This is a genomic window from Pectobacterium peruviense, from assembly GCF_002847345.1.
GTDB lineage: Bacteria > Pseudomonadota > Gammaproteobacteria > Enterobacterales > Enterobacteriaceae > Pectobacterium > Pectobacterium peruviense.
Window position 1 is genome coordinate 1 of record NZ_LXFV01000023.1, and the last position, 13,127, is coordinate 13,127.

At 49.6% G+C, this 13,127-nt stretch carries 10 protein-coding genes; 4 read left to right on the forward strand and 6 right to left on the reverse strand.

What is annotated here, in order from left to right; genetic code table 11:
- Positions 1 to 65: 65 nt before the first annotated feature.
- Positions 66 to 842, reverse strand: a complete 777-nt coding sequence (gene pgpB / locus A0G03_RS16235; protein ID WP_048259795.1) for a phosphatidylglycerophosphatase B — start codon at positions 840 to 842, stop codon at positions 66 to 68.
- Positions 843 to 1,116: 274 nt separating this feature from the next.
- Between pgpB and ribA the strand changes: the two genes are divergently transcribed.
- Positions 1,117 to 1,710, forward strand: a complete 594-nt coding sequence (gene ribA / locus A0G03_RS16240; protein WP_048259794.1) for a GTP cyclohydrolase II — start codon at positions 1,117 to 1,119, stop codon at positions 1,708 to 1,710.
- Positions 1,711 to 1,785: 75 nt separating this feature from the next.
- Here the strand turns inward: ribA and A0G03_RS16245 are convergent, their stop codons facing one another.
- Positions 1,786 to 3,420 (reverse strand): ABC transporter substrate-binding protein, encoded by a 1,635-nt coding sequence (locus A0G03_RS16245; protein WP_048259793.1) that lies wholly within the window; start codon positions 3,418 to 3,420, stop codon positions 1,786 to 1,788.
- Between the two features lie 297 nt (positions 3,421 to 3,717).
- On the opposite strand from A0G03_RS16245, the gene A0G03_RS16250 reads away from it, so the two are divergent.
- Together A0G03_RS16250 and A0G03_RS16255 are read left to right on the forward strand one after the other, a co-directional pair.
- A complete protein-coding gene (locus tag A0G03_RS16250; RefSeq protein WP_048259792.1) occupies positions 3,718 to 4,248 on the forward strand; it encodes a hypothetical protein in 531 nt (176 codons plus the stop codon).
- A 2-nt stretch (positions 4,249 to 4,250) separates the two neighbouring features.
- Complete coding sequence (locus A0G03_RS16255) at positions 4,251 to 4,682, forward strand: putative T6SS immunity periplasmic lipoprotein (RefSeq protein WP_072062018.1); 432 nt, start codon at positions 4,251 to 4,253, stop codon at positions 4,680 to 4,682.
- A 107-nt stretch (positions 4,683 to 4,789) separates the two neighbouring features.
- On the opposite strand, the gene acnA is transcribed toward A0G03_RS16255, so the two are convergent.
- On the reverse strand, positions 4,790 to 7,462 hold the full coding sequence (acnA, locus tag A0G03_RS16260; protein ID WP_048259791.1) for an aconitate hydratase AcnA: 2,673 nt from the start codon (positions 7,460 to 7,462) through the stop codon (positions 4,790 to 4,792).
- A gap of 485 nt (positions 7,463 to 7,947) precedes the next feature.
- Positions 7,948 to 9,264 carry a dicarboxylate/amino acid:cation symporter gene (locus tag A0G03_RS16270; protein ID WP_048259790.1) on the reverse strand — a complete coding sequence of 439 codons (1,317 nt, stop codon included), beginning with the start codon at positions 9,262 to 9,264 and terminating at the stop codon, positions 7,948 to 7,950.
- An 871-nt stretch (positions 9,265 to 10,135) separates the two neighbouring features.
- Here A0G03_RS16270 and gstA point away from each other — a divergent pair.
- The gene (gstA, locus tag A0G03_RS16275; protein WP_048259789.1) at positions 10,136 to 10,744 is read left to right on the forward strand and encodes a glutathione transferase GstA; all 609 of its coding nucleotides are present in this window, start codon (positions 10,136 to 10,138) and stop codon (positions 10,742 to 10,744) included.
- 54 nt (positions 10,745 to 10,798) lie between these two features.
- Here the strand turns inward: gstA and pdxY are convergent, their stop codons facing one another.
- Together pdxY and tyrS are read right to left on the reverse strand one after the other, a co-directional pair.
- The gene (gene pdxY, locus A0G03_RS16280; protein WP_048259788.1) at positions 10,799 to 11,659 is read right to left on the reverse strand and encodes a pyridoxal kinase PdxY; all 861 of its coding nucleotides are present in this window, start codon (positions 11,657 to 11,659) and stop codon (positions 10,799 to 10,801) included.
- 84 nt (positions 11,660 to 11,743) lie between these two features.
- Entirely contained in the window at positions 11,744 to 13,021 is a 1,278-nt protein-coding gene (gene tyrS / locus A0G03_RS16285) for a tyrosine--tRNA ligase (RefSeq protein WP_048259845.1), read from the reverse strand.
- Positions 13,022 to 13,127 lie beyond the last annotated feature (106 nt).

The window sequence follows — 13,127 nt, forward strand, 5'->3', positions numbered from 1 at the left end:
AAAAATGCGGATGAACGATGTCATCCGCAAGGTACGAACTACAGGCGATTACTCACGCCAGAGGGCTACGAGGATTTATTCTCAGCGGCATCTTCTTCCGCCTGTTCTTTAATCTCTTCCAGCTGGAGCGACAGCGGGCCACACCAGCGCTGTGCCAGCCAACTGGCAACCACAACCAGCAGCCAGCTGATTAACGTCGCCACCACCAGATCCTGCGGCCAATGCATACCAAGCACCAGACGGCTGCCCATGACGCCACTGGCCCAGAGCATCAGGATCACCACCGTTTTATAATGCCGACGCGCCCACAGTAACCCGACGCCCAGCAGCGCCCAGGTCGCAGCAAACATGGTGTGCCCGGAAGGGAAAGCAAAACCGGTTTCAAACTGCCAGTGGCTGCGTAGCCACTGCGGAATCTGCGTTTGATCCTGCAACTGCGTTTTAACCAGCTCCGAACGTTCCTTGCGCGGCAACGAGTAGAAATAGCTATCGTTAACCTGATGATTTTTCTCCAGCCAAACGACATAGGGTCGCGATTCCTGTACCCATTCTTTAATCACCGATTTGATGCCCTGCCCAATCAGCACGGTAATCGCCATAATGACCAACAGACCGATCGCTGGCTTCAGGCGAAAACGCAGGCACCAGAGAAACCAGATACTTAGCACGATGCTGGTCAGAATGCCCCACGGCGATGTCACTGTCTCGGTGATCCAAAAAAGTACGCGCAACCAGAGCCCGTCATACTCCGGCTGCCACTGCCAACCGCTCATCCAGATAATCATTGGCATAATCAGTAATAGCGCGGCGCCAATGGTTGTTCGTTTGGCAATTTCGTACATAATTTCTTCCCATAATTCAGCATGATGCTTTGCAACAAAACTTTCACAATTCTATCAGAAAATCCGACATGAACTGTCAGTATGGCGTAAAATAGCGCTCAGTTCTGTCAACGAACCTGAAACCAAACCGCGGTCAGGCCACATTCTAATTCAATTTTTGTGACGTTCTTAGACAGGCTTTTTTGCTGGTCAAGCGCGATAGGTCGCAGTAGGATTCGCCTCAGCACTTTTTTGGGACACAGCTTTTTTGGACACAGCTTTTTGGGAGAAAAGTATGCAGCTAAAACGGGTGGCGGAAGCCAAATTACCCACTCCGTGGGGCGATTTTCTGATGGTAGGTTTTGAAGAAATCGCCACGGGTCACGATCACCTTGCTCTGGTCTATGGTGATATTTCCGGTTCAGTTCCCGTACTTGCTCGCGTGCATTCCGAGTGCCTGACGGGGGATGCCCTGTTTAGCCTGCGCTGTGACTGTGGCTTCCAGCTTGAAGCCGCATTAGGCAACATCGCCGAAGAAGGTCGCGGCGTGCTGTTATACCATCGTCAGGAAGGCCGGAATATCGGGCTGCTCAATAAAATCCGCGCTTATGCGTTGCAGGATCTGGGAGCCGATACGGTGGAAGCGAATAACCAGCTTGGGTTCGCCGCTGATGAGCGCGATTTCACTCTGTGTGCTGACATGTTCAAGCTGCTGGGTGTCGATGAAGTTCGCCTGCTGACCAACAACCCGCAGAAAGTGAAAATCCTCAACGAAGCAGGCATCAATATCGTCGAACGTGTGCCATTAATCGTCGGGCGTAATCCGAAGAATGAGCACTATCTAGCAACCAAAGCCGCCAAAATGGGGCACATGCTGGATATGAAATAACGATCCCACGTTTCGTTCTGAGATCGTTTGCTTCGATGACCACAGCCGGTTTTTCACCGGCTGTTTTATTTTAGATTAGTGCTTAATGATGTAAATATCTTGCGTGTAATAATCGCCGCGAACATTGGGCGAAAAGCCACCAACATACGTCTTAACCATCTGCGGCTGAACATAGTAGTAGATAGGCAATAATGGGATATTTTTATCTAAAATATCCGAAGCCTGTTGATAAATAGCCTCTTTATCATGCTTATCTTTGACCGTCAGCGCCTTTTTCAGCAACGCATCATACTGTGCATTACTAAATTTACCGTTGTTGTTGCTGTCGTTGGTTTCCAGCGTATTCAAGAATGTACTGGCTTCATTGTAATCCCCAGTCCAAGACTGTCTGACCACTTCAAAATTACCCGTACGTACGGTATCCAACATGGTCTTCCATTCCTGATTTTGCAGCGTCACTTCCAGACCAAGGTTCTTCTTCCACATTGAACTGGCGGCAATCGCCACGCGTAAATGCGACTCGGAGGTGTTATAAAGCAGATTGAGTTTCAGCGGATGTTTCTCGTCAAACCCAGCCTCTTTCAACAATTTCTTCGCCTCAACGTTACGCTGCTGCTGTGTCCAGCTTGCCCACTCGGGATCCTTACGTTGGAATCCCCCGACATTTTTGGGAATCAAGCTGTAAGCGGGCGTCTGCCCCATGCCTAGCACATTGTTTGCGATGATATCTTTATCCACGCTGAGATCCAGTGCACGGCGAACGCGTGAATCATCAAAAGGCGCTTTCTTCGTATTGAAACGATAGAAATAGGTGCCAATCTGTGGGGCAACTCTCACTTCTTGCGGGTATTCTTTTTTCAATGATGCAAACTGAATGGGCGATAAAAGCCCCGTGACATCAATTTCACCCGATTTATAACGATTCAGCTCCGCCGCCTGCGAGCTGATCGGCAGATACGTGACTTTGTTAATTACGGTATGCGCATCATCCCAATATTGGCTATTGCGCTTGCCAACAATGCGTTCGTTCACCACCCATTCACTCAGCGTATAAGGGCCGCTGCTGACAAAATTCCCAACCTGCGTCCAGTTTTCTGGATGCTTTTCAATGACGGCTTTCGGCAATGGCACCAGAACATGATAAGCCGACATTTCCAGGAAATAAGACAATGGGTGTTCCAGCGTCACTTCAACCGTATGGCTATCCAGCGCCTTTATGCCCAGCGTATCGGGTGCCTTTTTGCCCGCCATAATATCTGCCGCATTCTTCACGTACATACTGGCGACGTAGCTGCCGTAAGGCGACAACGTTTTAGGATCGCCAAGGCGTCGCCAGCTGTAAACCACATCATCCGCAGTAATCGGTGAACCATCGGACCATTTGGCATCGGGACGCAGGTGGAATGTCCACACCGTGTTGTCTTTATTATCCCAGCGCTCGGCCAGTCGCGGCTGGATAATACCGTCATCACCCACGCGCACCAGATTATCGAAGAAGTCATTGATAATGTGACCTTCAACGTCACTTTCTACCTTATGCGGATCCAACGATGCCGGCTCTGATCCATTGCCTCGCACCAGTTCTTGTTTATCTGCTAGTGCCGTTCCGGCAGGAACCTGTGCCGCAAAAACCGATGTCATTGTTCCTGTCGCGCATAGCGTAAGAAGCAGTAGCGAGTGTTTAAAACGTTTTTTGATTACAGCATTCATATAACCTCCTGTTATATCCCCGTCATTATTCAAACAGCGTTGGAGTTGTAGTCGGGGCATGGCTGGGCAATAATTTTTACTTATTCCCCATGTAGTTAGCGTCAATACCACATAACCACAATTTGCCGGAGGATACGAGAATTTCATGTAGGAAAAAGTGCGCTGGCACACCAAGACGAATATCTCGTTCTTCGTTGCCAGAAAGGGAAGCGCTATTATGTCTGGATTAACGCTTCATTTTGAACGAGCAATAGTCCAAGCTATAAACCTACCTAGCTATAACAAATGGAGATTGTTATGGATGATCGAAAAGAAGGAAGTTTACGACTGCTTACGTCTGGTGAAATCAGGCTGGCTAAATCTATTTTTGGCGATTCGATCCACTACCACACAGTCTGGATTCATCACGACAGTTATCTTCCTTTCGGCCTTCAAGATAAAAATACGGCGATGAGCCCGAATGGAGAATTGTACTTTCGGGCATGGTATAGCGACGATTTTTCCCTCACGAGTATGTCCAGCCAACATCTCTTTATTCACGAAATGAGCCATGTCTGGCAGCGTGAGCGAGGTATGAATGTCATAGTTAGAGGCTTAGTTAGCTGGGCCGTCAGTTATCGCTACCAGTTTGGTAACCGCACGTTACGATCCTACCCAATGGAACAGCAGGCACAGATAATCGCTGACTATTTCGTTTTAAAAACCTACGGCTATCAAGCGTGGAAAATGTTGAGAGCGCGCGGCGATGTCACCCTTGATGGCGATATTTCTGAGGCCGTAATACGCCAGCACTATCAAAAAACCATGCAATTCTTTCCCTGGAATTAACGATGACATTTACTGCAAGATTGCCTGCATTTTTGCTTGTATTTAGCACCTTTATTCTTGTTGGCTGCCCCGGTTCAGGTGACCGATTGCAGCCAGATGAATTGACATCTGTCAGGCAAGTTAAAGGTGATATTTGTTTTTCAGTTAATAAGCCTGTGGATTACCAACCCACTCTTATTGTGATTAGTACAAGGCTTGCTCCACCACAGGAATGGGTACTGTATGAAAATCCCAGTGTTATCGTTACACAGGGAGAACTGTGTATTCCCCCTTCCTTTTACCGCTTTTTAGACAACAGAACATACGTCGTCAGGTATATCCTACAATCGAAAAAGCACAGTGATTCGCGAAGAAGCGTCGTGACTGCGATAGTGATTACAAACGGCAGTGTTCGGAGCGTACCGCTTAGGGAAGATGAAGCCGCTTATTATTGATGTTCGCTTTTTCAGGCATATAGAAAAGAAGCATCAAGAAAAGAGGCATCAAATATAGACGAAGCCACCACGAACAGACTTTCTGCTCATGGTGGCTAAATATAAAATTACAGCATATTGCGGATGACGTAATGCAGGATACCGTCGTTCTGGTAATAGGTCAGTTCATTACGGGTGTCGATGCGGCAGCGAGTATTGATCGTCTGCGTATTGCCATCAGCCCCCGTGATATTTACCTCAACCGTGGCACCCGGTGTAAGTTGATTTAATCCCGCAATCGAAATCTGCTCATCCCCCGTTAATTGCAGCGTTTTACGCGTCACACCTTCGGGAAACTCCAGCGGTAGAATCCCCATCCCAATCAGGTTAGAGCGGTGAATACGCTCGAACGATTCTGCGACGACAACGCGAACGCCCAGCAAACGCGGGCCTTTCGCAGCCCAGTCGCGGCTAGAACCTGAACCGTATTCTTTCCCGGCAAACAGCGCCAGCGGGACATTTTCGTCCTTATAACGCATCGCCGCGTCATAAATTGTCATCTCATTCTGTGACGGGATGTGACGGGTATAACCACCCTCTTTACCCGGCACCATCTCATTACGGATACGGATGTTGGCAAACGTCCCGCGCATCATCACTTCGTGGTTACCACGCCGTGAACCGTAAGAGTTAAACTCCGTGGTTTCGACGCCGCGATCCAGCAAATATTTCCCTGCCGGGCTATCACGCTTGATGTTGCCTGCCGGTGAGATATGGTCGGTTGTGACCGAATCGCCCAGCATCGCCAGAATGCGCGCGTTGTGGATATCCTGAACCGGTTCCGGTTCTTTCCCCATATCCAGAAAGAAAGGCGTCTGACGAATATAAGTCGATTCTTCCGGCCACTGATAGGTAGGATTGTCATCGACCTCGATATCTTGCCACTCCTGCGTGCCTTCAAACACCGCAGCATATTGTTTGTGGAACATGCCCGCGCTGACATTCAATACCGCGTCCGCCACCGCTTTCGTCGACGGCCAGATATCCTTCAGATAGACCGCTTTCCCGTCACGATCTTCACCCAGCGGTTCTTGCGTCAGATCGACATTCATATTCCCCGCTAGCGCGTAGGCGACCACCAGTGGCGGTGATGCCAGCCAGTTCGTCTTCACCAGCGGATGAATACGGCCTTCAAAGTTACGGTTACCTGACAACACGGCACCGACCGTCAGATCGCCTGCTTTTATCGCGGCTTCGATCGCATCCGGCAGCGGACCGGAGTTACCAATACAGGTGGTACAGCCGTAGCCCACCAGATTGAATCCCAACTCGTCGAGATACGGGGTTAATTCCGCTTTAGCATAGTAATCCGTGACGACCCGTGAGCCCGGTGCCAGCGAAGTTTTGACCCACGGTTTGGTTTTCAGACCACGCTCTACGGCACTTTTTGCCAGTAGTCCGGCCGTCATCAGCACGCTAGGGTTGGAGGTATTAGTACAAGAGGTGATCGCCGCGATCACGACCGCCCCCTGATGCAAGCGATGCGTTTCACCTTCCAACGTGAACTCTTCATAGTCGGAGCGGTTCTTCACCGAGCTGACATCCAGTTCCCGGCTGGCTTTAAAAGCTTCCGGCACGCCCGCTAAAGGCACGCGATCCTGTGGACGCTTCGGCCCTGCCAGATTGGTTTCCACCGTTGCCAAATCCAGCGCGAGCTGGCTGGTGAATACCGGCTCATCGCCAGCATTACGCCACAGCCCCTGCTGCTTACTATAAGCTTCCACCAGTGCAATCTGTTCTTCGGCGCGGTTGGTCAACCGCATGTAATCCAGCGTAATGTTATCGATAGGGAAAAAGCCACAGGTGGCACCATATTCCGGTGCCATGTTGGCGATGGTCGCGCGATCCGCCAACGGCAGCGAATCCAGCCCATCGCCGTAAAATTCCACAAATTTTCCAACTACGCCGTGCTTACGCAGCATCTGCGTTACCGTCAGAACCAAATCGGTTGCCGTGATCCCTTCTCGCATTTTGCCGCTGAGTTTTACGCCAACCACATCGGGGATTAGCATCGAAACAGGTTGCCCTAACATCGCGGCTTCGGCTTCTATCCCACCAACACCCCAGCCGAGCACACCCAAGCCGTTAATCATGGTGGTGTGCGAATCGGTTCCTACCAGCGTATCAGGGTAGGCAAATTGTTTGTCGCCCTGCTTTTCATACCAAATGGCCTTGGCCAAGTATTCCAGATTCACCTGATGGCAAATCCCCGTTCCAGGCGGTACGACGCTAAAGTGGCTAAAGGCATTCTGCCCCCAGCGCAAAAACTCATAACGTTCGCGGTTACGCGCCATTTCTAACTGCGTGTTATCCGTTAGCGCCTGACGATCGCCAAAGTGATCAACCGTAACCGAGTGGTCAATAACCAGATCGACCGGCGACAGCGGGTTAACCTTGTTAACATCGCCGCCCAGTCGTTTCACCGCCGCACGCATCGCCGCTAGGTCGACCACAGCGGGCACGCCGGTAAAGTCCTGCATCAGTACGCGCGCCGGACGATAGGCAATCTCCCGATCGGCGTGACCGGTTTTCAGCCAGTCCACCACCGCCTGAAGGTCATCCTGCTCAACCGTGTCGCCGTCCTGATGGCGCAATAAATTTTCCAGCAATACCTTGAGTGACTTCGGTAATTTGTCGATATTACCAAGCGTTTTTGCCGCCTTCGGCAGGCTGTAGTAATGATAAATCTGCTGTCGTACCGTCAATGTTTCCAGACAAGTGTCGCGAAGGTGTGATGACATGCTTCCTCCCAAATTAACTTGCTATACCCGTCATACTTCAAGTTGCATGTGCGTTGGCTGCGTTCAAATACTCGGCCCGTCGTGGGCCTCGCCCTAAAGGGCCGCTGCAAGCAGCGTTCAAATTTGCTCCCGGCAAATTTGTCACCCGAATCACTTACTTGAGTAAGCTCATCGGGATGCCTTCTCTTGCCGCCTTCCTGAAACTCGAATTATTTAGGGCATATTCGTTCTTCTGCATCGGGCGATTAATCAATAACCAGCCTGAGCTTGCGGTCTTATTTAAAGATAACACAAACAAAAAATAACGTTTTTGCAACAATGCGATATGAACGCAGCGATAGCCATTAGCTATTGAAAAGAAGCAAATCGGAGTAAATACGCAGGGGATGAAAAAAACACGTCAACAGACAGAGGATATAGAAGGTAATCGGAGCGAGAAAACGGCCCGAAGGCCGCCTGTCTTAGCGTATTAACCTGACGTTAATTTAGACATTCCCAGTTGCCATCACAGGGGCTTCCTCGTCAGAATGCTCATGGTCTCTTTCTTCGTTTATTTCTTCCAGATCATGGTTCCGCTCCAATTTAGCAACAACCGCAGTAGCCATGCCGTTACCAATCACATTGGTCGCTGTCCGGCCCATATCCAGGAACTGATCGATACCAATAATCAGTAAAATGCCTGCTTCGGGTAAGCTGAACATTGGCAACGTGGCTGCCACTACCACCACAGCGGCACGCGCTACCCCTGCCATGCCTTTACTCGTGATCATTAGCGTCAGCAAAATCAGGGTCTGCTGCGTCAGGCTTAGGTGAATATTGTAAGCCTGCGCGATAAACAGAATGGCAAAAGCCTGATAAATCATGGAGCCGACAAGGTTAAAGGAATACCCCAACGGGAGTACGAAGCTGGTGATTTTTTTAGGAACACCGAATTCGCTCAGTGCCTCCATCGTTTTCGGATAGGCCGCTTCGCTACTTGCGGTAGCAAACGCCAGCATACTCGGTTCGCGCAGCAGTTTGAGCAGTCCCCAGGTTGCTTTCTTACCCAGGAACAATGCACCCGCACCGAACATCAGCCCCCACAACAGCACCAATCCAAGGTAGAACTCACCAATGACTTTGCCAAAGTCGAGGAGAAGCCCCAGACCTTCGGTCGTGATGGAAGAGGCTAACGAAGAAAACACCGCCAAAGGCGCTAATCGCATGACATAGTCCGTCACCCGGAACATCACCTTCGCCAGTTCCTCTATCATCGATTCCATCGTGACAGCATGTTTATTTTGCCCCTTCACAAAAGCCAGTGCGGAACCGAAAAACATGGAGAACACCAGAATCTGCAATATTTCATTATTCGCCATCGCTTCGACGATGCTGCGCGGAAATATATGGGCAATGAAGCTTTTCAGCGTGAATCCGCCAGTACTCACACCGCTATCTACCTGAATCGGCGTGCTCGGGATGGCGAGATTCATTCCAACACCTGGCTCGAAGATATTTGCTAACAGCATGCCAATAAAAAGGGAAACGATGGAAGAACAAATAAACCACACCATGGCTTTCAGCCCTATTCGGCCGACGGATGAGGAATTCCCCATGCTGGCAAGGCCAGAGACCAATGTTGCGAATACCAATGGCGCAATGATCATTTTTATCAGGCGAAGAAAAACATCGGTCACTAAATTAAAGTAGGACACCACCTCTTTGGCTTCTTTTTCCGTCAATAGAGAATGACAAATCCCGCCGACAATAATCCCGAGAAGAATAGCCAAGGCTATAAAAAATAATAACCTGTTCTTTTTCATAGTAACCTCATGGTAATGAATAGATTCAGACAATACACATTGTTAGTCGCATTATCCGCCGGGTTCGCAATCGTAAGCACCTACGGCTTAGGCTATTTTCGGCGTGTTGTCTGTGTCTTGATATGGTGATAATAATGACTCGGGAATATTATTTATTTTTCCATCACAGATAAAAAATCTCGTAACGAAAAGCATTGGACATAATTACCCCTCTTTTGTTACATGCGACAAATAAAGGAGTAGTTTAATCGACATGACAGTGAAACAGTTTCCCTTCATACCCTTTCCTATTTTCATTTTTAAATATTCATCAAACACTCACCGTGGGGAAATAAACTAAATGGACAACATCATGAAAAATACGAAATGTGTCACTAATGAAATTTTTCTTATCAATAAATTTAGTAATGGTTAATTAACATCGATAAACTACACGTCGAAAAACATCACTGACACAGCTAATTTAAGTGTATTGGCTTAAAAAATCAGCAGTGCCATTTTATTGGGCGCTTTCTTCTGTTCTATCGCCTCTTCCACCTATGCACCACGATCTCGCTAACCCAGCTATCTCAGCAACCCAGAAGCCTCTGAACAATCTGTAACCGCCGCTCTACCACGGCCTGACCCCAGATGTATCATGCGCTACAGAGTTTTGCCTGTGGCCTCGGTTAAAATGCCTAGGTAATACCTCAAAATTTGACTTTGTTCCGTCAAAATCGCCCAAATTTCATGCGTCACTCATACATAAGGAGTATTTTGCAAGAAGCCTCACACTCTATCGTTACGTTTTGTTGTAAAAAAACGACATGTCGTCATTCAACAATCATCAGCGCATGTGTTGATGGAAAAATAATAATAGAAAGGGGTTTTCATGAAACTGTTTTACAAGGCTGAAAGCAGTTCTCTTTTTACACACATCGTTTTGATCGAATCCAAATTGGAGTTCAAGCTGGAGAAGGTTAATCTGCGCACGAAAAAGACGGAGCGTGGAACCGACTATACGTTCATCAACCCGAAGGGGATGGTGCCTGCGCTAGAATTGGAGGATGGTTCGATCCTGACGGAAGGGGTTGCCATCGCCGAATACATCGCCGATCTGGTTCCGCACTGTAACCTGATTGCACCCACCGGAAGTATGGCGCGCTATCATACCATTGAATGGCTGAACTACATTTCTGCCGAACTGCACAAAACGTTTACGCCGATTTTTCGCCCCGGAACGCCAGAAACGTATAAAGAGCTGTTAGTTGAATATTTGCAGGTCAAATTCCGTTATATCAATCTGGTATTGAGTGAACAAAACTATCTGGTCGCCAACCGCTTTAGTATCGCCGATGCGTATCTGTTTACCGTGATGCGCTGGGCGCAGTCGTTAAAACTAGATATGTTCCGCTACCCTGCATTGGCAGCCTATCTCGACCATATTGCCGAGCGCCCTTCCGTCGCTACCGCGCTTAAGGTTGAAAGGTTGAAAGGTTGAAAGGTTGAAAGGTTAACATGCAACAACGCCCCGGGTTTCGGGGCGTTGTTCGTTTCACGACAGGCGAACGGCCTGGAAATGATGACGCGGATTGGCAATCCCATCCTGAGCGGCAACCAACTGCAACTCATACTCATTCATCTCTTTCGTCACCAGCATGACTTCATACACTGCCGCCGTCGTGTGCTCCAACGCTTTATCTAACGCAACGCCTTTCAACAGGTTCACCAGCAGCAATCCACTGGTCAAATCGCCCACACCTACAGGCTGGCGTTCAAATTCCACCAGCGGGCGGCTGATGTGCCAGGCGTCCGTCGGCGTGACCAGCAGCATTTCGAAGCTGTCTTCGCGACTTGCCGCTCGGCTAAGGTGCTTCACCAGAACGATTTTTGGCCCTTTTTCACACAGCGCACGCGCGGTTTCCACGGCTTCCGCCACGTTATGCACGGTACGGCCACCGAGCAGCTCCAGCTCAGGCAGATTCGGTGCGATAATATCGGCCGCTAACAGCGACTGCTGGCAGTGAAAATCAGACACGCCGGGCGCGACGATACAGCCTTTCTCCGGCGTACCCATTACTGGATCGCAGAAGTACAGCGCATCAGGGTTGGCGGCTTTTACCTGCCGAACAATACCCAGTATATGCTCCCCTTGCTCGGCAGAGCCTATATAACCACTCAGCACAGCATTACAGGTCTTCAGCTTGTCGATGTTCGCAATCCCCTGCACCACTTCGGTTAAGTGGCTAGCAGGCATCACACACCCCGTCCAGTGACCATATTGAGTATGGTTCGAGAACTGCACCGTATTCAGAGGCCAAACGTTTGCGCCCATCCGACGCATCGGAAACTCTGCCGCACTGTTACCGGCATGACCAAAAACGACATGTGACTGGATGGAAAGTATATTTTTCATTAGATATGACTCAAATCCTTGCCAGCGCCTGTGCGCCTCAACTTACAAGAAGAAAGGGAGCTGACGCTCCCTTATCGGTAATGCTTATGCTTTCCAGCAGATCAGGCAGTAGTGTTTTTTACCGCGACGCAACAAGGTGTAGCGATCAAATAAACGGTCGGAGGCACTGAAGGTGTACTCAGGATTGGCCTGCTTTTCGCCGTTAATCGTTACCGCATTCGAGGAGATCATCGTACGGGCTTGACCGCGTGATGGCACCAGCTCAGCGCTGACCAGCGCCTGTTGCAAATCAGCACTGTTTTCCAGTTCGATGATCGGCATACCATCCTGCGCCAATTGGGCAAAGTCGTCCTGCGTCATATCCTGCAACGCGCCAGAGAACAGGCTTTGTGTAATACGACGAGCAGCTTCCAGACCCGATTCACCATGAACCATACGAGTGACTTCTTCCGCCAGCACGTATTGCGCGCGCGGCGCTTTGCCGCTGTTCTTGTCTTCTTCTTCCAGCGCATCGATGTCTTCGAGGCTCATGAACGTGAAGAACTTCAGGAACCGGTACACATCGGCATCCGCCGTGTTGATCCAGAACTGGTAGAATTTGTAAGGGCTGGTCTTGCTGGCATCCAACCAGATTGCGCCGCCTTCCGTTTTACCGAATTTCGTGCCATCAGATTTCGTGATCAGCGGAACAGTCAGACCGTAAACCTGCTTCTGATTCATGCGGCGCGTCAAATCGATACCAGACGTGATGTTGCCCCACTGATCAGAGCCACCGATTTGCAGTTCGACATCATGCTGCTTGTTCAGCGAGGCAAAGTCGTATCCCTGCAACAGGTTGTAAGAAAACTCGGTGAACGAAATACCGACGTCATCACGGTTTAAACGCTGTTTGACAGCTTCTTTGCTAATCATCTGGTTAACGGAGAAATGCTTACCGATATCACGCAGAAAATCCAGCACGTTCATGTTGCCAAACCAGTCGTAGTTATTGGCGGCAATCGCGCTGTTTTTACCGCAGTCAAAATCCAGAAACGGAGAGACCTGACGGCGGATTTTTTCTACCCACTCACCCACGGTTTCAGCCGTGTTCAGCTTACGCTCTGTCGCTTTAAAGCTGGGGTCACCGATCAGTCCCGTAGCACCGCCGACCAGCGCAACAGGTTGATGACCAGACAGCTGGAAGCGCTTCAGGCAGAGCAGCGGCACCAGATGCCCCAAATGCAAGCTGTCAGCGGTGGGATCGAAACCGCAATACAGTGCAATTGGCCCTTGCGCCAGCCGCTCTGCTAACGCTTCCTCATCCGTCACCTGGGCAATCAAGCCCCGCTCTTGCAATTGTTTAATCAGGTTACTACTCGCCATCGATAACTCCATTTTCATAAAAAAAGCCGTTACGTTCCCTTTGGGGTTACGCACAAGGCCGTGAAAGATGCGCAGCATACCTGTCTGCTGTCGCATGATGATTTCG

Bases quoted from the DNA above. Each gene is read 5' to 3' on its own strand.
- pgpB (WP_048259795.1), bottom strand. From the start codon at position 842: ATGTACGAAATTGCCAAACGAACAACCATTGGCGCCGCGCTATTACTG.
- ribA (WP_048259794.1), top strand. From the start codon at position 1,117: ATGCAGCTAAAACGGGTGGCGGAAGCCAAATTACCCACTCCGTGGGGC.
- A0G03_RS16245 (WP_048259793.1), bottom strand. From the start codon at position 3,420: ATGAATGCTGTAATCAAAAAACGTTTTAAACACTCGCTACTGCTTCTT.
- A0G03_RS16250 (WP_048259792.1), top strand. From the start codon at position 3,718: ATGGATGATCGAAAAGAAGGAAGTTTACGACTGCTTACGTCTGGTGAA.
- A0G03_RS16255 (WP_072062018.1), top strand. From the start codon at position 4,251: ATGACATTTACTGCAAGATTGCCTGCATTTTTGCTTGTATTTAGCACC.
- acnA (WP_048259791.1), bottom strand. From the start codon at position 7,462: ATGTCATCACACCTTCGCGACACTTGTCTGGAAACATTGACGGTACGA.
- A0G03_RS16270 (WP_048259790.1), bottom strand. From the start codon at position 9,264: ATGAAAAAGAACAGGTTATTATTTTTTATAGCCTTGGCTATTCTTCTC.
- gstA (WP_048259789.1), top strand. From the start codon at position 10,136: ATGAAACTGTTTTACAAGGCTGAAAGCAGTTCTCTTTTTACACACATC.
- pdxY (WP_048259788.1), bottom strand. From the start codon at position 11,659: ATGAAAAATATACTTTCCATCCAGTCACATGTCGTTTTTGGTCATGCC.
- tyrS (WP_048259845.1), bottom strand. From the start codon at position 13,021: ATGGCGAGTAGTAACCTGATTAAACAATTGCAAGAGCGGGGCTTGATT.